The sequence below is a fragment of the Planococcus sp. 107-1 genome, assembly GCF_021513255.1.
Classification (GTDB): domain Bacteria; phylum Bacillota; class Bacilli; order Bacillales_A; family Planococcaceae; genus Planococcus.
On sequence record NZ_CP090977.1, the window covers coordinates 2,646,803 to 2,666,881 of the forward strand.

Annotated in this window: 15 protein-coding genes; 4 read left to right on the forward strand and 11 right to left on the reverse strand. The window is 46.6% G+C overall.

Annotated elements, in window-relative coordinates; genetic code table 11:
• Positions 1 to 322: 322 nt before the first annotated feature.
• The 5 genes from L0M13_RS13710 to L0M13_RS13730 form a co-directional block, all read right to left on the reverse strand.
• Entirely contained in the window at positions 323 to 1,714 is a 1,392-nt protein-coding gene (locus tag L0M13_RS13710) for an O-antigen ligase family protein (protein WP_235197036.1), read from the reverse strand.
• A gap of 16 nt (positions 1,715 to 1,730) precedes the next feature.
• On the reverse strand, positions 1,731 to 2,846 hold the full coding sequence (locus L0M13_RS13715) for a glycosyltransferase family 4 protein (protein ID WP_235197037.1): 1,116 nt from the start codon (positions 2,844 to 2,846) through the stop codon (positions 1,731 to 1,733).
• A 334-nt stretch (positions 2,847 to 3,180) separates the two neighbouring features.
• Positions 3,181 to 4,050, reverse strand: a complete 870-nt coding sequence (gene galU / locus L0M13_RS13720) for a UTP--glucose-1-phosphate uridylyltransferase GalU (RefSeq protein ID WP_235197038.1) — start codon at positions 4,048 to 4,050, stop codon at positions 3,181 to 3,183.
• A 14-nt stretch (positions 4,051 to 4,064) separates the two neighbouring features.
• On the reverse strand, positions 4,065 to 5,336 hold the full coding sequence (locus tag L0M13_RS13725) for a nucleotide sugar dehydrogenase (protein WP_235197039.1): 1,272 nt from the start codon (positions 5,334 to 5,336) through the stop codon (positions 4,065 to 4,067).
• A 17-nt stretch (positions 5,337 to 5,353) separates the two neighbouring features.
• Positions 5,354 to 6,067, reverse strand: a complete 714-nt coding sequence (locus tag L0M13_RS13730) for a WecB/TagA/CpsF family glycosyltransferase (RefSeq protein ID WP_235197040.1) — start codon at positions 6,065 to 6,067, stop codon at positions 5,354 to 5,356.
• A 136-nt stretch (positions 6,068 to 6,203) separates the two neighbouring features.
• On the opposite strand from L0M13_RS13730, the gene csaB reads away from it, so the two are divergent.
• From csaB to murJ, 4 genes are all read left to right on the forward strand, one after another.
• On the forward strand, positions 6,204 to 7,445 hold the full coding sequence (csaB, locus tag L0M13_RS13735) for a polysaccharide pyruvyl transferase CsaB (protein WP_311195572.1): 1,242 nt from the start codon (positions 6,204 to 6,206) through the stop codon (positions 7,443 to 7,445).
• Positions 7,446 to 7,472: 27 nt separating this feature from the next.
• On the forward strand, positions 7,473 to 7,676 hold the full coding sequence (locus L0M13_RS18610) for a hypothetical protein (RefSeq protein WP_311195573.1): 204 nt from the start codon (positions 7,473 to 7,475) through the stop codon (positions 7,674 to 7,676).
• 17 nt (positions 7,677 to 7,693) lie between these two features.
• The gene (locus L0M13_RS13740; protein WP_311195574.1) at positions 7,694 to 8,509 is read left to right on the forward strand and encodes a glycosyltransferase family 4 protein; all 816 of its coding nucleotides are present in this window, start codon (positions 7,694 to 7,696) and stop codon (positions 8,507 to 8,509) included.
• A gap of 106 nt (positions 8,510 to 8,615) precedes the next feature.
• Complete coding sequence (gene murJ, locus L0M13_RS13745; protein ID WP_235197041.1) at positions 8,616 to 10,136, forward strand: murein biosynthesis integral membrane protein MurJ; 1,521 nt, start codon at positions 8,616 to 8,618, stop codon at positions 10,134 to 10,136.
• 207 nt (positions 10,137 to 10,343) lie between these two features.
• Here murJ and L0M13_RS13750 read toward each other — a convergent pair whose 3' ends face one another.
• From L0M13_RS13750 to L0M13_RS13775, 6 genes are all read right to left on the reverse strand, one after another.
• Positions 10,344 to 12,374 (reverse strand): S-layer homology domain-containing protein, encoded by a 2,031-nt coding sequence (locus tag L0M13_RS13750; RefSeq protein ID WP_235197042.1) that lies wholly within the window; start codon positions 12,372 to 12,374, stop codon positions 10,344 to 10,346.
• A gap of 317 nt (positions 12,375 to 12,691) precedes the next feature.
• Positions 12,692 to 14,650: an S-layer homology domain-containing protein gene (locus L0M13_RS13755; RefSeq protein ID WP_235197043.1), complete on the reverse strand. Its 1,959-nt coding sequence runs from the start codon at positions 14,648 to 14,650 to the stop codon at positions 12,692 to 12,694.
• 211 nt (positions 14,651 to 14,861) lie between these two features.
• The gene (locus L0M13_RS13760; RefSeq protein WP_235197044.1) at positions 14,862 to 15,917 is read right to left on the reverse strand and encodes a C40 family peptidase; all 1,056 of its coding nucleotides are present in this window, start codon (positions 15,915 to 15,917) and stop codon (positions 14,862 to 14,864) included.
• A gap of 319 nt (positions 15,918 to 16,236) precedes the next feature.
• Positions 16,237 to 16,458 carry an S-layer homology domain-containing protein gene (locus L0M13_RS13765; RefSeq protein ID WP_235197045.1) on the reverse strand — a complete coding sequence of 74 codons (222 nt, stop codon included), beginning with the start codon at positions 16,456 to 16,458 and terminating at the stop codon, positions 16,237 to 16,239.
• A 10-nt stretch (positions 16,459 to 16,468) separates the two neighbouring features.
• Positions 16,469 to 18,133: a S8 family peptidase gene (locus tag L0M13_RS13770; protein WP_235197046.1), complete on the reverse strand. Its 1,665-nt coding sequence runs from the start codon at positions 18,131 to 18,133 to the stop codon at positions 16,469 to 16,471.
• Positions 18,134 to 18,403: 270 nt separating this feature from the next.
• Positions 18,404 to 19,870 (reverse strand): N-acetylmuramoyl-L-alanine amidase, encoded by a 1,467-nt coding sequence (locus L0M13_RS13775; protein WP_235197047.1) that lies wholly within the window; start codon positions 19,868 to 19,870, stop codon positions 18,404 to 18,406.
• Positions 19,871 to 20,079 lie beyond the last annotated feature (209 nt).

The following is a 20,079-nucleotide window of genomic DNA, read 5'->3' on the forward strand; positions in this document are numbered from 1 at the left end:
GCGGGCGAAGCGCTGAGCCTCCTCATCGCTTCGCTCTTGCGGGGTCTCGGCTGTCTCGCTATCCCGCAGGCGTCTGCGCTGTTTTGCTCCATATCATCTTGTAAAAAACAAATTTAATCCTCTCTCCAAGTGCATTTAGACAAACCTTAGATGAAAAAGCGGAAGGCGGCGATTCCAGCGGGAATAGCGCGAGCTGGAGCCACTGGACTGAACGCAGTGAGGGAAGTGGCAGAAGCCGTGCCCGCGGAAAGCGTCCGCCTAAAGCGCTTCATCTAATTTTCAATAAAAAAATCCGCATCAGAATTTCTGATGCGGATTTTTATTAGCTCTTCGATTTAATTAAATTCTCTTTCACAACCAGCATCGCAAGGATTGCTGCCAGGTAAATCGATACGGCTGGTGCGGTCAGCACGTGTCCTGCTGTATAGGCAATACCGATGCCAAGCAAGAACCCGACGCCGTAAAGCACGTAGAAATACGTGAAATGCGTTTTGATGTTGCGGATAAAGTGGATCAAGTATCTTGCAGCGAAGTAAACAAAAGGCGCCATCAAGTAAATGAATCCGATAAAGCCGAACGAATAGAACCAATCATGGAAGTCCATCTCAATCATTTTCGGTGTCTTGCCCGGAAGCTGCGGTTCGTAGTTTCCGGCAAAGCCCATACCGAACAGTTGCTGCGAAATCGGTGAACTGTAGAAATCGTCTTTCATGACTTCTTTATACTTTTCACGCGAACTGAAGATCAAGTTTTGGACTTGGTCATTTGTAATTACCGGTTCTTCTGGTTCGAAACCAGGTTCTCCTTCAACAGGAGCTTCTTCTCCCGGACGTTCGACAGCGTCGCCGAAATTGATGCCAAAAGATCCAAGATGCGCAAACATATTCTCATATACAGGAGTTGCCGGTGTAATAACCACTAAAATCACTGTCAAGACTGCTGAAATCAATAGGTTGGATTTTACATTGGCCGTCTTTTTCTTCATAAAGAACAGCATGATCAAACTGCCGATCAATACGGATAAGAGAACGATGATGATGCCGCCGTAGCCGACTTTCGTGCCGAGTGCCAGCATCCCGATGGATAAGAGCACAAACGGAATCCATGCCCATGGCTTTTTCCAGGAATCGGTTTTCTCTGCCCCGTAAAGCGCCATAATCGGCAATACGATGGCCATGATGGCCCCGATTTCATTGCCCGCATAGAACCAGCCTGTGAAACCGACTTTTGTATGCGAGTAGTTGGAAAGGCTTGTCCCCGTGATTTGCGCCACGATGAAGACGATGCCGATAATCATGCCGGAAAGCCAGAAAAACTTCGTCGTTTTCCCGGAAATGTCGTAATCGCGGTCTTTCAACTCACGGTAGACGATCATCAATCCAAGCAACACAATATGGAAATAAATTACTTTATTGAAAAATTTAAGTTCTTGGAATAAATAATACGGATCTTTGACTTGCAAGTTGACCAGGACATTGGCTGCGAGCAATACTGCTAATCCCACCAAGTAAATCGTGAAGATCCGACTGATCTTGCTTTTCTTTGAAGCCCAGAGAAGGACAAGGAGCAAAGCGACCATATAAGCGGCGCGGATAAGTACTCCCACTGTTATGCTGGTGTCCACGATGAAGATGGACGCGGTCGTCAGAACATCAATGACTGGCTGCAGGGCGATGAACGCCACTAGGAGCATAAGAATTTTTTTATAATTCATGGTTGGGAATCCTCTTTCATTTTTTTAACCGAAGCTCGTGAAAAATCGCTGAAAGTTTCGATTGAATCGTTTTTTGTTCATACTGTTGAGCTGTTTGATAAGCGGCTTGGCCGACTTGTTGTTTTTGTTCCTTTGAAAGCTTGTTATAGGCGGCTAAGCCCCTTGCCAAATCTTGTGGATTGCCGGGTTCAAAGAGCCATCCATTTTCGCTGTCTTTCGTGTAATCGAGTATTCCGCCGATGCGGCTGGCGAGAATCGGCGTACCGCAAGCCATCGCTTCCAGGCCGACGAGCCCTAAACTCTCCCCTTTCCGAGTGGTCGGGAAGATGAATAAATCGATGATATTGTAAATCGCAGCAAGATCTGCATGCTTCATCAATGGGAAATGCACTACTGATTCTTCCAATCCAAGGCGTTTGCGAAGTTCGAAAAATGCGGCGTCGTCTTTGCCGGAGCCGACCATGATCAAGCGGGTCTTGGCTTTTTCTTCCGGATGTTCGTTCAGGAATGCGGCGAACCCGTTCAATAGATGGTCCCAGCCTTTTCCGACGTCCATGCGGCCGACATAGCCGAAATAGCGGAAATTCGGATCGAGTTTATAAGTCGCCATAAGTTCAGCGTTGTTTTCTTTATTCGGGTAGAAGACAGCCGAGTTCACGCCGCCGGAAGGAAAAATCCGAATCGGGGTGCGGACTTGGTATTTTTCTTTGACGAGTTTTTCGTAGTAATGGGAAGGTGTAATAATCAGTGTGGACTGGCCGAGAAGCTTTTTGACATTCGGCTGGAATTTCTCCTGCGAAGCCACTTCCGGTACCACGTCACTGCCGTGGACATTGGTCACAATGCGCACTGACGGCTTCAGTTTCTTTAAAACAAGTAATGGCAATGCGTTGTGGGCAGCGTAATGGACATAAATCGCATCATACTTGCCGCTCGCGCCTTTGTGGATCACGTTCGCGTAATGCTGTGCATAGCCAAGTGCTTTTTGAGCCTTGCCGGTCTTTTTCGTCAGCACCGCTCTGTCGACGCTGAATCCCTCGTCTTTCAAAATGGCTTCCGTGTTTTGGACGAAAACGCCATAGCTAGGAAATGCCTCAGAAGGATACATATTCGATACCAATAAAATCTTCAAATTGTCCCTTCCCTTCCTGTGGTTGAATGTTTTTTATGAGTGCGTTATGCAGGTAATAAAAGATATTCCGCAAAACAGCTTGCTTGCCGCGGGCGAGCGCCAATCCTCCTCGGTCGCTATCGCTCCCTGTGGGGTCTCGGCTGTCTCGCTATTCCCGCAGGCGTCTGCGCTGTTTTGCTCCATATCTAAATGAATATTTCTTTTGATTTATAACTTACTTAGCGCCGCCGCGCCTATGGGCTAGACGAAGCAATAAGACAAGTGGTTTTCTTGGCTTATTGCGGGAGTCATGCCCTAAGCGGCGAAGCGGCTATAGAAACGACTCTTCTATTAATTACAATCCCTCAAGCTTCGTTTTCATGAACTTGATCAAGTCTTCGCGCAGGTCTGGACGCTGCAAGGCGAATTCGATGGTGGTTTCGACAAAGCCGAGTTTTTCTCCGACGTCGTAGCGCTTGCCTTCGAAAGCGTAGCCGTAGACATTTTGGATTGTGTTCAGCTGTTCGATGGCGTCGGTCAATTGGATTTCTCCGCCTGCGCCGACTTTCATCTGGTCGAGGTACTTGAAGATTTCCGGCGTGAAGACGTAGCGTCCGATGATCGCCATATTTGACGGAGCTGTTCCGGCTCTCGGTTTTTCAACAAAACCTTTCGCGCGGTAAAGCTTGCCCATCTGTTCGGCTGGGTTGATGATGCCGTAGCGGTAAGTTTCGTTCTCCGGCACTTCCATCATGCCGATGACGGATGATTGCTGTTCGTCGAACTGGGTGATCAATTGCTTTAATCCTGGCGTTTCCGCTTGGATGATGTCATCGCCGAGAAGAACCGCAAACGGTTCGTCGCCGATGAATTTGCGTGCCGTCCATACGGCGTGGCCAAGGCCAAGCGGTGATTTCTGGCGGATGTAATGAATGTCCACTTTGCTGGAAAGCTGGACTGCGTTCAGTAGTTCGAATTTCTCCGATTCCGCTAGACGCGTTTCAAGCAAGTGTGCAGAATCGAAATGGTCTTCGATGGCACGCTTGTCTTTTCCGGTCACGATGATAATGTCTTCGATTCCGGATTCAATTGCTTCTTCTACGATATACTGGATCGTCGGTTTGTCGACGATCGGCAGCATCTCTTTTGGCATGGCTTTCGTGGCAGGAAGGAAACGCGTACCAAGTCCTGCAGCGGGGATAATCGCTTTTCTGACTTTCTTCATTCGGTTTCCTCCTCTTAGTTTTTCGAATCGCCTAGCAAATAGACGTCAAATCCTGCGTTCTCCCATTTTTCACGGTTGATGCAGTTTTTCGTGTCGATGATGATTTTATTCGCTACATTTGTCAAAGTTGTCGGATCGATGTCTCGGAACGCTTGGTGATCCGTCAAAACGACCAGCGCAGATGCGTCTTGGATCGCTTCATCGAAGCTTTGTGTCTGTTCCGGCAAGTTGTTGACTTTGATATGCGGATCGTGGGCAGTCAGGTTCATGCCGCGTTCGCGGAATTGCGATACGACTTCAACAGACGGACTTTCGCGCATGTCGTCGATATTGCCTTTGAATGCCAGGCCAAGAACCGCGATTTTCGGATCTTTGATGCCTTTGGCTTTTAGGATATCCGCTGTCAGCTGCGCTGTGTAAGACGGCATGCCGTCGTTCGTTTTGCGCGCCAAGTGGATGATTTTCGATTTTTCCGGATCCAATTCCACAAGGAACCATGGATCAACGGCGATGCAATGTCCGCCGACGCCAGGTCCAGGCGTATGGATGTTCACGCGTGGGTGGTAGTTGGCAAGCTTGATTGCTTCCCAAATATTGACATTAATACCTTGAGCGATCATAGCGAGTTCGTTGGCGAATGCGATGTTGACGTCACGGTATGTATTTTCCATTACTTTAACCAATTCCGCTGTTGTTGCATCTGTTTCGTGCATAGTCCCTTCAACAAACGATGCATACAATTCAGAAGTCAGGCGTGCTGATTCTTCGTTGATGCCGCCGATAATGCGGTCATTTGTGACAAGTTCCTGGAACACACGGCCTGGGATGACGCGTTCTGGCGAGTGGGAAACGAAAAGTTCCGTTCCGATTTCGAGTCCGGATTGGACAAGTTCCGGCATCATGACATCTTCAACTGTTCTTGGCGGCACAGTCGATTCCAAAATGACCAAATCGCCTTTTTTCAAGAAAGGGACAACCGAAGCTGTGGCTTTGCGAACGTACTCGAGTTCAGCCGTTTTATCCGCTTTGATCGGTGACGGAACGGCAATGATGAAGACGTCTGCTTCTACCGGCTTCATCGAAGCGGTCAGCATGCCTCCGTCGATTGCCGTATCAAGGCGTTCCTGCAATCCGTTTTCTTCTATATGAAGCTCTTTATTTTGAATCATTGTTACCGCTTTTTCATTGACGTCTACGCCATGGACTTTGTGTCCGTGGTTCGCAAACATAACGGCTGTCGGCAAGCCGATATAGCCAAGTCCGACAACACAGATGGATTTCTTCATTTTGACATTATCTCCTTTTATCGTGATCGCAATACTTTAAATAAGAAAACAGGCAAGTTGAGCTGGCGTTTGAAACGGGAAGGGCTGGCCAGTAGCCTGTAGAGCCATTCGATTCCGAGTTTTCGGAACGGTGCCGGTGCGCGTTTGACAGTCCCTGAGAACACATCAAAACTGCCGCCAACCCCCTGGAATACTTGGACGTTTGGCAAGCTCTTCAAGTTTCTTCTGATCCAAAGCTCTTGTTTCGGGCTGCCAAGCGCAACGAAAAGGATTTTCGCTCCGCTTTGGTGGATGCGTGAAACAAGTGCTCCTTCGTCTTTTTCATAGCCGTTCGTGTAGCCGGCGACGCGGATGTTCGGGTGCTGCGCTTGGATGTTCGCAATCGCTTTCGTCACCACTTCTTCCTTCGCGCCGTAAAAATACACAGAATGGCCATCACTTTCCGCAAACTTCAAAAGACGTGCCATCATATCGACGCCAGTGACGCGCGACGTGATGCCGCCGCCTTTGATTTTTGCTGCCAGCAAGATGCCGACGCCGTCCGCAATTTGGTAAGTGGAAGCATTGATCAGTTCTTTCACTTTCGGATCACGCTGGGCGCTCATTACTTTTTCCGGGTTCACCGCAATGATGGTCGACTGTTTGCCGCCATTTATGCGCACCCTCAAATCATTTATTATACCTTCATATGACAGAGGCGAAACGTCTACCCCTAAATATTTTTCCTTCATTAGTCAAACCCTCGATTCAGTCGCTTTCAATTTTATTAGTATAGCAGATTTTTAGAGGAGTTGCACAGGCTGTTTGACAAGTGGTAGAATTTAGCGAGGACAAGGCTTGCGAGCTTTAGTTTGAGGAGGAAAATATGTGAAAATTGTACTATCTGGCTTCTATGGATTAGGCAATACGGGTGACGAAGCCATCCTGAAAGCGATTATTGATAATTTGCGTGCGGAGTTGAATAACCCGGACATCACCGTCTTTTCATTGTCACCGGAAAAAACGGCTAAAGAATACAATGTGAAATCAGTTTACCGCGCATGGCGCCGTGAAAATAAAGAAAAAGTCAAAGCGCTGCGGAGCGCCGACCTGCTGATTTCCGGCGGCGGTGGTTTGCTGCAGGATACATACCCGACGAAATTCCTGTTCGGTCCCCTTCCGTATTATTTGCTGATCGTGATGCTGGCAAAACTTTGCGGAACGAAAGTGATGTTCTTTTCTCAAGGGATCGGTCCGGTCACTTCGACTTGGGGTAAGATTTTGATGAAAGTCTTCGCGAACCGCGCCGATTTTATCACCGTTCGCGATCAGTATTCGAAGGACTATTTGAAGAAGCTCGGCGTAACACGTCCGGAAACGGTTGTGACGGCGGATATCGTGTTCGCGTTCAAAGCGGACGAAGAAGACCGTGCGTATAACTCACTGCCTTTGACGGGCACTGAAAAAATTGTCGCTGTGACGGTGCGCCCTTGGTTCGACAATCCCGATTACATCGAAAAAACGGCTCGCCTGCTTGACCAGTTGATCGAGCTTCGCGGCGTAACGCCGGTATTCGTTCCAATGGAAGGAAAATACGACGTCCCCGCTTCAAACGATGTGCTATCGAAAATGAAGCATGCTGATAAAGCGATGCTGCTCGGTTCTGACTTTACGCCGAATGAGTTCTTGAATTTCATTCGCCATGCGGAACTGACGGTTGGCCTTCGCCTCCATGCATTGATTTTCTCAGCACTTTCAAATGTGCCGCATCTCGGCTTCAGCTACGACAAAAAAGTGGAAAGTTTCTTGAAGCGTTCGGGCATGTGGGACTATTCGTTCCGCCTCGGCGAAATCGATGAAACTAAACTGCTCGAGAATGCGTTATATCTATTGGACAACAAAAGAAGCTGCGCAAGCGATCATCAAACCGAATGTCGCAACACTTCATGCAGAAGCGATGCGCAATGTGGAATTATTGGAAGAGAACTTTGTGAAATAAAGGATTTATGGAAGGGACAGAATCATGAAAATTTTACTCGCAACATCTTACGATTACCCTCACCTCGGCGGTTTGTCGACGCATATGACGACGCTGAAAACTGGGCTGGAGAACTTAGGGCATACGGTTGAGACGTTATCGTTCTCAGACGTCGCCAAATGGCGCCGCGATTTGATTGCCCGCGGCCTTCGTTCGTCTTGAACAAAATGTCTTTAGGTGCTGGATATGTCTGGACATTAAACCGCCGCCAAGGTTTCTTGGAAGCGATGCTGAAACAGGAGAAATACAAATCCTTCGACATCGTCAACGGCCAGGACGTTTTCGCGACGCGCGCGTCGTTGAATGCGGGCTCCCGACTGTAACGACAGCCCACGGCTATTTGACGTATGAAGGGATTTCTAAAGGTTCGGTTGCTGAAGACAGCAAACACAAACAGACTTTGCTTGATGTCGAATTCAGCATGTACAAGAAAACGCGTGCCGTCATTACGGTGGATACGCGCATTAAAGAATACATCAAGCGCGAATCCGGCGTGGATGCGACGATGATCAAAAACTTCATTGATGTGGAAGACTTTAAACCGGAAGTCGAACGCCGCGCTGAATTCCGCACGAAATACAATTTGCCGCAGGATGATTTGATTTTCTTCATCCCGCGCCGATTGACGAAGAAAAACGGCGTCATCTACCCGATTCTTTCGTTCCCTCCTGTACTGGAGAAATACCCGAATGCTCGTTTGGTATTTGCCGGAACGGGTGAAATGATGGACGACATGAAAGCGAAAGCGCGCGAACTCGGCATCGAAGAACGCGTGACGATGCTTGGCGCTGTCGACCATAAAGACATGATCCAATATTATGCTTTGAGCGATATCGCCCTAGTGCCGTCGATTTATTCGGCCGGCGTTGAAGAAGCGACTTCGATTTCCGCTTTGGAAGCGATGGGTTCAGGCATTCCGTTGATCGCTTGTGCTGTCGGTGGTTTGAAAGAAATCGTCGACCACGAGAAAGACGGCTTGCTCGTTGAAGAACGCAATGTGGAAGACCTGTCGAATGCCATGATCCGCTTATTGGATGAGCCTGCGTATGGACAGGAGCTTGCGAAAGCAGCCCGCGAGAAGATCATCGCGGAGTACTCGCATTTCGCGGCGGCTGAGAAATACGAAGCCATCTATAAAAAAGCGCTCAAGAAATGATGCGTTGGGCATAACTCTAAACGGCGGCTGACTCGAGGCTTTAAGGGTCAGCCGCTTTGCTTGTCTGTGCCAAGTGCGCACATACTTTCAGAAAGAAGGGAAATTGATGTCCAGTCTTAAAAAAGCGGCCATATGGACAACCGGTCTTGCACTCCTATTAAAATTATCCGGCTTCCTGCGCGAATCGATCGTCGCCAAGGAATTCGGGGCTTCCGATGCAACAGATGCTTACTTCCTGGCCTTTTCATTCATCACGCTCGTCGTGGCGATGATCGCCACCGGCTTTAACAACGTCTTTTTGCCGATGTACATCAAGCGCCGAAAATCGGGTGAAGATAAAGACGACACGAACGCGAACGCCTTATTGAACTGGACGATGATTCTGTTCGCCGGCATTTCAGTGGCTGGTTGGTTCTCTGCCCAGTGGCTCGTGCCGCTCATCTATCCGAAAATGTCGGAAGGCGCTGAGCCGATTGCCGTTGAAATGACCGAAGTGTTCTTCATCTTCATGGTCTTTATCGCACTTGCCGGCTTATTGGAATCCTATCTGCAATCGCGCCGCATCTTCGTGCCGACTTTGATGTCGAAATTGCTGGCGACCTTGATGTCTGCTGTTTTCGCTTTATTATTCTCGGATATTTGGGGAATTTATTCGCTGGCGTACGGTTTTGTCTTCGGTACGATCGTGGGTGCGCTGATCCAAATCTATTATTTGATCCGCTCCGATTATTCCTGGAAACCGACCTTGCATATGGAATCCGATTTTAAAAAAGCGTTCCTTATCCTGATCGTCCCTTCCCTGTTGAACTCAGTGGTCGGACAGATCAACCTTTTTGTCAATAAAGCCTTTGCATCCGGTACCGGACTTACAGGTGCCGTCACGTACTTGAACAACTCGCAATTGATTGTCAGCATTCCGAATGCAATCTATGCAGCAACGCTCGCTGCCATCATCTTTACGATGATGTCGGAACAGATAAACGATTTGCCGAAATTCAAAGATACGGTGTTCCGCGGCATGGAGATTTCGTTCATCACGCTCGTACCGATCGCGGTCGGCCTTGCGGTTGTCGGAGACGCCGTCGTTTCCTTCATCTACGAACGCGGGCGTTTTACCGCCGAAGCCACAGCAAACACGCATCTCGCTTTAATGTTCTACTTGCCGATCATCATTTTCCAAGGGATGCAATTGATTCTTTCTAAATCGATGTACGCACGCGGCAAAACAGCTGTCGTCTTCCGCATTTCCGTGACGACGATTGCCGTCAACTTGCTGTTGAACTGGCTATTGGTTGACCGCTACGGCTACACGGCGCTTGCTTTCGCCGCTTCAGTCGTTTCAATCTACTACTTCACCGTTTCGATGATTGTCGTGTATAAAGATTTGGGCTGGGACCAGTTGCGCCGCTTCGGCACGACGGCTTGGCGCATCTTGATTCCGGCCGTTGTCATGGGCGCAGTCGTATGGGGAGCAAAACAGCTTCTCGGCGCTGAAGACTGGTATTCACTAATCCAATTGGCAGTTCTTGTGCCGCTCGGGATTGTAGTCTACGCAGTGATGCTGCGCATCGTCCATCCGCATGGCTTCAAGCGTTTCCTTGGGCTTGCACGACGCGGAAAGAAATAAAATAAGTTTGATTGATGAAAGATCCGCTGCGGCGGTCTTTTTTTAGTGGTTTTGGGACAAGGGTTGATTTCGAAGAGGAAATGGTTGATTTCAGGTACGAACGGGTTGATTTCAGATACATAATGGTTGATTTCGCATACCATAAGGTTGATTTCAAAAAAAAATGCATAAAAAAAGGGCCAGCCGCAGCTGACCCTTTTCTCAATTTCAGTTGATGACATCGACCAGATCTGAACGGATCCAGCCAAAGCCGTTATTTGTATCTTGTTCCGGGTTCAAGTCGGAAATGACTTTGTACCAGTTGTAGCCGTCTGTGTGTTTTTTCGTTTCGACGATAACAACCGGGTAGCCGAAGGCATTTTCAACGCCTAAGTAAGTGCGTTTGTATTGATACAACAAAGCGCCTTCTGGAGCGTTGCGTACGTTTACAGAAGCGGTATTTGTGATGCCAAGCTTGTATTTATTGATATCTTTTTGGCCAAGTTCCAAATCAGCGCGGTACATATGCCCCGCCACTTTCGATCCCCATGTCGGATCAGAAGCATAGCTGACGTTGAAGCCTGTGGTTTTATTCCCCGGAGCTGCTCCGTTTGCGTAAGAGCCGTTCGGGTTGACGTAGTTGCGGTTCATGTATTCGCGCGCAAATGCGTCGATGCTGCCTTCCGGCTGCTTATACGTAGTGCCTTCATGCGGCGAACCGTCGTAAACGCGGATACCGAATAAGTTATTCTTTGTCTGTGCGTTCGCGCTCATGCCATAAGCACTTTCATGCATCGCTGCAGAAAGCATGAACAATGCATTGATGTTGTATTTCTCTTGCATTTCAAGGAAGTATTTCCCTTTGCCGATCAGTTTTGATTTTGTGACTGCGTCTTTGTAAGTTCCTGATGAACTATTCAAAGCCGTCAAGCGGTTCATGATGTATTTGTCGAGTTCCGCTGCTGAGTAGTTCGTTTTCGTGCGGACGGACTGGTATTGGAAATACGGGTAATGCGTCACTTTCGACGAACCCGCTGCGAAATGGACACCATCGTGGCTGTAGTATTCCACACCTTGCTTCATCGCGGATGGAGCCGGCCCGATAGAGTAGCTCGATCCTTGTTTGTTCACATAATTGTATTGGTAATGGCTAAGCGTCCCCCACTGGCTCACGATGTAATAATCGCGGTCTTTAATCAATTCAGAAGGAACAAAATCCACTTCGCTGTGCTTCGCGTAGCCGATTGTGCCGCCGACTTGAACTTTGACAAAGTCAGAGTTGGAATCAATGTAGCGGATTTCACGGCCGTGCTCCACATAAGTGGCCTGTGTCTTGAAAGCCGTATCCAGGTAAATCGTCGTCACTTGCTTAACGCCGTTCAGTACTCGGTCGCCAAATGCAAGGCCGCTCTTCACGCGGATGATTTCATTGCCGCGGTAAATCGCTTTTGCTGAATCCACTGTTTTGAAAGACTCAGCTGCACTCAAATAATCTTTGTGGCCGAATGCCTGTTTCACCAATTTGCCGTTTTCCACATACCCTAAATAATAAAGGCTGTTGTCAGTTGGCGGTGTTGGTGTCGGAGTTGGATCAGATGGAGCCGGCTGCTCAGGCGCAGGCGCTGGAGCCGCTTCGTAAGCCGTTAAGAAACGGTAAATAAAGGCAGCTGCCTGTTCGCGAGTCGCGTTGTTTTTCGGTTTGAACGAGTAAGTAACTGGAGAAGTTTTGTAATCCGGATAACCGAAAACGATGTCATAATTGGCGATATTGTAGATGGCGCTCAACGTTACCGATGACATTTCAGTTTCATCTGTGAAACTCATGCGTTTCGGCTGCAGGCTCATTTTGCTGTATTCCAGCATATTCTTCACTGTAATCGCCACTTGGTCGCGCGTAATCAATGCTTGCGGCTGGAATGTATCTTTTGTAATCCCCTGCATGATGCCTGCAGCGTAGACTTTGCCGACTTCAGCACCAAGGCTCGAATCACGGCGGACGTCTTTAAATGTATGCGTCCCTGCTGGCAACTTCATGGCCCGGCTAATAAAAGCGGCAAACTGTTCACGCGTCACGTTTTCAGTTGGACGGTACGTACCGTCTTTATAGCCTGAAAGGATGCCGCGGTTGATCATTTCATTCATTTCTTTTTCCAGGGCGCTGCCCGGGACTATGTCACTGGCCTGGCTTGGTGATGATGCGAACCCTAAAACTCCCACAATCAACAAGATAGACGCAACGAATTTACTAATATTCTTCATGAAGTCCTCCTTATTTCTGCCTGATTTCAGTGTAATGCATTTTTGTCCTTTAAAAAAGGTTTTTTATGGTATGTCCTTAAAGAACGAGTCCTTTGCCTTAACAAAAATACGATAAAAAAAGTTTCTTCTATAGAACTAGTTCTTTTGTTTTGAAAAATTGAGAAGAACGTTTTTTTCTCTGAGTTGCTCGTAAGTAGTGTTGAGTTGCTCTCAAAGTGGCGTGAGTTGCTCGCAAACATGGGTGAGTTTCCCTCAAAACGGATTGAGTTGCTCGTAAGCAAAAAGGAAGGGCCGGCATTTGCCGGCCCTTCCTGTTCTTAATTAATTTTTGTTACATTTTCTTTAAGTATCCAGCCGATGCCGTTGTACTTATCATCTTCCGCTTTTAATTCGGAGATGATTTGGTAGTATCCGGCTTTGCTGTCTGTGATGATGACTGGATAGCCGAACGCGTCATTCACGCCAAGATTCGTTCTCGAGAAATGATATAGATAACTGATGCTGGCCGCCGGTGTCGGGTAGACCTTCACTCTAGGAGTATTCGTGATTCCCAGTTGATATTTATTAAGATCTTTTTTGCCTAGTGCTTTATCCGCCCGGTACATATGTCCAGCCACTTTCGAACCCCATGCAGGGTCAGAAGCATAGCTTACCGTAATGCCCGTGGTTTTATTGCCTGGAGCGGCTCCGTTGTAATGGCTGCCGCGCAATGTGTCAGCGTAGTCGCTGTCCATCCGGTATTTAGCGAAGTCCTCGATGCTTTCTTCAGGTGTGTTATAGACTTTGCCATCCTTCAAGCCGTTGTCGTAAACTTCAATCCCGAAAAGATTGTTCTTCTCATGCGCAATTTCGCTCATGCCGTATTGGCTTTCGTGCATTGCTGCCGCCAGGATATAGAGGCCGTTGACATTATACTTTTCCTGCATCTCCAGGATGAATTTTCCTTGGCCGATCAATTTTGAACGAGTGGCCGCGTTTTGATAGCGTTCAGAGGAATTATTTACGCCATTCAAGACTGTCATAATATAGCGATCCAACTCTTCTGCTGTATAGCTTGTTTTAGAACGGACGGATTGGTATTGGAAATACGGATAATGTTTAATCTCCGCGCCGCCAGTGAAAGGTGTGAAATGGACACCGTCCACTGATTTGTATTTCACGCCTGTTTTTATATCAATCGGCGCAGGGCCTACGGGATAAGGAGTTTCTTGTTTTCCAGATATGAAATTATACTGATAATGATAAAGTTCCCCATTCATCACTTGATAGAATTCCTGCTCTTTGACCAACTCAGTTGGGACGAAATCCACTTCTCCCTGCTTCGCGTAGCCGATTGTTCCGCCCGCTTGGACTTTTACGTATTGTCCAGTCGCTTCAATAAAGCGCATTTCGCGGCCTGGTTCCATGTAAGTCAGCTGAGTTTTAAAATCCGTACTGCTGTAAATCGTTGTCACATCTAAAACCTTTTTGCCGTTCACAATCGAAGTACGGTCGCCGTATACGACGCCATCTTTGATCGCAACAATATCCGTTCCTTTCAACAAGGCGTCGGCTTTAGCATCGGCATTGAACGCCGTTGAAGCTGCTGAATGGGTAGCGTAATTCTTATCAGTCGGAACCACTAATTTCCCATTCTCTACGGTACCGATATAGTATGTATTTGGATCGAATTTCTCGCCTGGCACTTGCTCTTTCGCCATCAGGAAACGGTAAATAAAAGCTGCCGCTTGTTCGCGCGTCGCGTTTGCATCTGGTTTGAAGCTGCCGTCTGAATGGCCGGCTACAATGTTATAGCTTGAGATATTATAGATGGCTGATAAAACGACCGACGTCATGTTTTTACTATCCGTGAACTCCACGGCATTGCGTTCCATCTTCATGTCGCTGTATGCAAGAACTTTTTGCAGCGTCAAGACGACTTGCGCACGGGTAATATTGGCTTTTGGCGCAAAGCGGTCTGCCGAAACCCCCTCCATGATGCCAGACGAATAAACTTTTGCCACTTCGCTCGATAAATTACTGTTAGCCGGAACATCTTTAAACGAATGTTCTCCTTCCGGCAAGTCAAGCGCACGGCTGATAAACGCTGCGAACTGTTCACGTGTCACGTTGTCTTTCTCACCGAGACTTCCGTCCTTATAGCCAGAGATAATCCCTCGCTTGACCATTTCGTTCATTTCTTTTTCAAGCGAACTTGCTGCATTGCTTGCGGCCGCAAAACCGAAAATGCCTGTAATTGCTAATAAAATAATGAGTAACCTGCTTATAAACTTCATTGTCGCCTCCTAGGGTTTATTTTCCATCCTTAGATATTTTTTGGATGAATTTGTCTACTCCTACAATTATAAGCGAAGCCTATCTTGAATCAAAGATAAAATCAGGTAATTAACTGGAAATCCTAAAGATTGTTTCGTTGAACTTATACCTGAAATTAAAAAAACTGCCCTGTAGTCATTTAACGACTTTCAGGACAGCTTTACGCTTCTATTATTTTGTGTTCATCGCGCTGTAAAGTGCTGCAGCGAATTCTGCACGGTCTGTATTCGATTCACCATAATAGTTTGATGTTTGGAAAACCGTTGTTTGATCGATCGCTTTCAATGTGACGATTGGCTCGTGCGCCCAGAATGAAGGTGCCACGTCCAAATATTTCACTGAAGCTGTTTGTGCTTGAACTTCTTCTGATTTAGACATCTGGAACGCTCTTTCCAGGATGACTGCCAATTGCGTTTTCGATAACGGTGCGTACATTCCGAAAGATCCGTTTGTGAATCCTTGCAGAATTCCCGCTTCGTTCATCGCTGCAATGTCTTTCGCGAACGAGTGGTTTGCTGCTACGTCGCTGAATTGGACTTTGCCTTTCGCTGAAAGGCCAAGCACGCGGTTGATCATTGTGGCTGCTTGCCCACGCGTTACTTCCTCTGATGGACGGAAGTCTTGCTGGTGATAGCCGCTGATAACGCCTGAAGTGTTCAATGTTTTGATGGCTTCATAAGCCGGGTGTGATGTTTTTACATCCACGAAGTTGCCGTTTGTTACTGGCGGCAATGGCTTCGGCTCTGCTTTTACCGGAGCTGCGCTTTGTACGCTGCTCAAGCGTTTAGCGCCTGCATATTTTGGTCCCCAATAAGGGTTCGTATTGATATTTGAAACTTTGACTCCGCCGCTTTCAGCAGAGACTACATTGCCGTCACCTAAGTATATTCCTGTATGTGAGATGCCTTTTTTGTATGTATTTGCGAAAAATACAAGATCTCCTTTTTGCAGGTTGCTTTTTGATACGGACGTTCCAACGTTATATTGTTCTGCTGAAGTTCTTGGCAAAGAAATTCCGAAATTGTTGAAGACATATCGGATGTAGCCTGAACAATCAAATCCTGAAGGGGTTGTTCCTCCAAATTTATAAGGGGTGCCTTTAAATTTCAAAGCGTATGCTGCAATATCATCTGGTGTTGCTCCACTGGCATCGGCTTTAGTTGTCATAAACGGACTAGCTGTTATCAATAGGACAGCAATCATCATTAGTATAATACGTTTTTTCAATTCGTCACCTCTAAGTAAGTTTGGCGATTCAAGGTGTTGATCAGACACTGAATCTTTCTGTTTTTCTTAACCTGTTTTAGATTCTAACAGAGAATATGACAAAATTAGGTTACGGTTGTATTACAGTTGTGTAACATTGCCTATAAACAGGTTTAGAATCCGGGTAAAGTGGGCAATATAAGGGGTTGACGTATGATTAGTGAGTCCTGAAATCAACTGATCAACCTTTATTTAAACTGAATCTTACATATGTGAAATCTAAAAAACCGCAAAACGGCTCTTCCGTTTTGCGGTTTTTATAGTTAATTATTTACTTTTATTATTTAAATAGTAATGGGTTTTCTGCTCTTGCTAAGAACACGCTGAACGAATAGCGGTTCATGTTCATGCTTGGTCCAAAAGTTGTTTCACTTACGCCTAAAGTAATGCCTTGCTGCGTCATTGCTTGGATCGCTTCATAGCTCGCCATGCTTTCGTTTACGTCAGTGAATGGCATTTTAGCTGCTGGATCAAATTTGAACTGGTACGTATTCTGGATCAATAACGCCATTTCAGCGGGTAACGGATTGATAAGGGCGGAATGTGCCGTCCGGGAATCCGGATAAAATGCCTTTATCGTATGCTGCCTGGATATATCCTGAAGCCGCATTATTCGCACTAACGTCTTTGAAGACCGTGTTGCGCGCTTTGCCGTCAAGCCCTTTCGCTCTGCCGATCAGGATCAAAGCTTCTGCGCGTGTAATTTCTTTTCGCGGTTTAAAGGTTCCGTCTGTATAGCCGCTGATCATGTTGTTGCTGTAAAGATAGCTGATATGCGGTGCAAACCAAGACGTCATCGTCACGTCTTTAAAAGCAGGCTCCGTCAAACTGATGGATAAATTCTCCGTCTTTTTCACGCCTTTTGTATCGGTATAGCTGAACGTAAAGGAATAATTCCCTTTCGTTTTATACGTTTCCCATTTATTCGTACCGGTACTTTTCAGCTCAGTCGTCCCTTCTTTTAGAGACGGCGAAGTTGCCAATTCAGAATTTTTTAAAGTAAAGGAGATGCCGCCTTTCTTAATGGCTGCTTGAATAAATGGAACGGCTTTAATTTCTTTTTCGTACTGGATGGCTCCGAATCCATAAACATTATCGCGGCCTGGCGTTCCTAAATCTTTAGCTGTGGCTTGCGCCATTTCGCGCAGTTTCACATTTGTAAGGCCAGGATACTGCTCTTTGTAAATGGCGAATACACCTGCTACGTGCGGAGCGGCCATCGAAGTTCCCGTCAAATTCCGGTAGCCGTCTATTTTATTGTCCCACTCATCCAACTCTTTCGGATAAGTGCTGAAAATCTCCGTTCCGGGAGCTGCAAATTCCATCGAGGGCCCGATCGATGAATTTTCTTCTCTTGAAAAGTCGTTATTTACGGCCCCTACAGCAATGACTGAGGAATATTTGGCTGGGTATGTCATTGTGTCCATCTGCCCGGAACCGCCTTCATTTCCGGCTGCCGAAATGATAATCATGCCTTGCTTATAAGCTTCTTGCAGCATCAACTCCAGCGGACGGTCATTGACCGAAATCGAAATGCTCAAGTTCAAAATATCAATCTTATTTTGAATCGCCCATTCCACGCCTTTCGTAATTTGCGCAGTTGACCCTGATCCACGGTTGTTCATCGCTTTAATCGCATACAATTGCACATTTGGTGCAATTCCGATGATGCCTGAATCATTTTTTTGCGCAGCAATGATGCCTGCTACGTGGGTACCGTGGCCGAAATTGTCATCATAAGGGACTTTGCTCGCACACACAGCAGCCGTACAGACGCCGCCTGCCACTTTCAAATCCGGATGCTCTGTATCAATACCCGTGTCCAGGACCGCCACTTTCACGCCTTTTCCGCTATAAGGGGAAGTTTGCTTCGGTGCACTCTTAATCATTGAAAATGAGGGAGATACCAGGTCTGCTGCAGTTTCATACTGTCGGTTCGGATAAATCTCAGCGCTTGAGAATTGCTCTTGCAAAGCGGCTTTATCCGACTCGCTCAGCTTCAATTCAACAAGGGGGATTTCTTCAAACTCTTTTGTGACTGCACCAAACTGGACTTTGATCTCTTCCAATTGATCTTCGTTTGCGTGGATTAAATATGTATCGGTTTCTTCGGCAAAAATGTGGGAAGGCAGAAATAGGAAAGCGAGTAATAAAGTAAGTAAGCCGACGCGTTTCATGGTGACGATCCCTCTTTTCTCAGTATATTTCTCATAATACCCTAACCGGGATTTTAAAAAACCGGACAAAAGATAGAAAAACGTATTTTTTTAACATTATTATTATTAATTTAAAATAAAAAACTTGCTTTTGTTATTTTCATAGGTATTTGATACAGCTATCTTGTCCGAATAGGACTACATAACAAATGAATAAAATAGAACGATATCTTAATCATAGGAGTATTGCTAAAAAAATCCCGCCAACAAATTCGTTGGCGGGATTTCGGATTAATGAAGTCTTTTGCTTGGTGAAGCACCAGCTGTGCTGTAATACTGGCCAATGTCTGTCCGGCCTTCATAGTTGTAGAAGTAATCAAGTGTTCCAAGGAATAAGGCTCTGCCCATTTTCTTGCGTTCTGCTTCTGACTTGATGTATTGGATGTCTTTTGAGCTATCGATGAAGCCCATTTCCACTAAAGCAGCTGGAACGGTATTTTCACGAAGCACCGCGAAGTTGCCTGAATGGTTATTCGGATTGACTCCACGGTCTCTTAGAGTCGGCCAAGCTTCCATCATGCGGTTCTGCAGATAGATAGCTAAAGCACGGGATTGTTTTACATTCGGATTGTTTGCTGCAGTTTTTGCGTAGTAATACGTTTCCTGCCCGTTCGCTGTTCCGTTAAATGCATTGGTATGAAGGCTGACAAAAATATCGCCGCCATTTTTCGATGCAAATTTCGCGCGGTCGCTCAATTCCATGAATGTATCGCTTGTACGCGTCATTTTCACATTGATTGGTGTTTTATCAAAATAAGCTTTGGTGTGAAGTCCGATATTCAATACTACGTTCTTCTCCATAAAGCCGTTGCCTATACCGCCTGAATCCTGTTTGCCGTGGCCCGGATCAATGATGACCGTCAAATCACTGCCGCCTATCGGTGCTGGGCTTGGCAATACAGCCCCTGGTTTTGAAGTTGACAGATAGCTTGTCGCTACATAGCCGACCACACCGTTTACACGAATATGGGACCATCCATTAGAAGTTGTTGCTACGCCCACTGTCGTTCCGCTTTTCAGTTTACTGATTACTGCACCCGAATTGCTTGGCGCTGAACGCATGTTTAATGTATCCGATCCTGTGTTTACATACATCGTTGTGCTGAATGAAACTTCGCCCGGCTTCACGCGGAAGCTTTCATTCAAGCTGCGTGCCAAAAATACGGCAAAGTCAGCACGGATGATTGTTGCTTCAGTTCCGAAAGTGCCATCCGGAAAACCTTGGGCAATTCCTTTATTCATCAAGTTGGTTGCTGCTGCCGAAACGCTATTGCCGCCGTAGCCGAAAGCCCGGTTGATCAAGATCGCCATTTCGCCGCGTTTCAACACTTTGTATGGTTGGAATGTGCCATCAGGATAGCCGGAGATGACGCCGCGTTTGACCATTTCGTTTATGTAGCCGGATGCAAAGTTTCCTGAGCCGACATCACTGAATTCCGTATTTTGTTTGGTTCCATTTAAACCGAGTGACCGGCCAAGCATTGCTGCCGCTTCTCCCCGGGTAACTTGTCTGCTCGGGACAAAATGAGTGTTCGAAACACCGTTGACAAAACCTTTATCCACCAAATAGGTGATTTCCGCTTTTGCACGATGAGTATCTCCGATGTCTTTAAAATTCGCACTTGCATTCGCTTGGCTTTGTGGGACGATTATTGAGGCAATTAATGCAAAACATAGCATCATAATCCATTTTTTCAAATCTCATTTCCTCCTAGGTTTAGTTCTCTTCACATACCTTAACCCAATTTATTGAAAATTTCTATGTATCATTTGGTCTAATTCGACATTTCTGACGGACTTTTAGATATTACGTATAGGTAAAAAGAAATAAAGCCCAACCTCGGCATGAGGTTGGGCTTTTGATTTTAATAATTTCTTCATATCGCTGCAATTTAACTTTTACAATT

Bases quoted from the DNA above. Each gene is read 5' to 3' on its own strand.
- L0M13_RS13710 (WP_235197036.1), bottom strand. From the start codon at position 1,714: ATGAATTATAAAAAAATTCTTATGCTCCTAGTGGCGTTCATCGCCCTG.
- galU (WP_235197038.1), bottom strand. From the start codon at position 4,050: ATGAAGAAAGTCAGAAAAGCGATTATCCCCGCTGCAGGACTTGGTACG.
- L0M13_RS13725 (WP_235197039.1), bottom strand. From the start codon at position 5,336: ATGAAGAAATCCATCTGTGTTGTCGGACTTGGCTATATCGGCTTGCCG.
- L0M13_RS13730 (WP_235197040.1), bottom strand. From the start codon at position 6,067: ATGAAGGAAAAATATTTAGGGGTAGACGTTTCGCCTCTGTCATATGAA.
- L0M13_RS18610 (WP_311195573.1), top strand. From the start codon at position 7,473: ATGGCGCCGCGATTTGATTGCCCGCGGCCTTCGTTCGTCTTGAACAAA.
- murJ (WP_235197041.1), top strand. From the start codon at position 8,616: ATGTCCAGTCTTAAAAAAGCGGCCATATGGACAACCGGTCTTGCACTC.
- L0M13_RS13750 (WP_235197042.1), bottom strand. From the start codon at position 12,374: ATGAAGAATATTAGTAAATTCGTTGCGTCTATCTTGTTGATTGTGGGA.
- L0M13_RS13755 (WP_235197043.1), bottom strand. From the start codon at position 14,650: ATGAAGTTTATAAGCAGGTTACTCATTATTTTATTAGCAATTACAGGC.
- L0M13_RS13770 (WP_235197046.1), bottom strand. From the start codon at position 18,133: ATGAAACGCGTCGGCTTACTTACTTTATTACTCGCTTTCCTATTTCTG.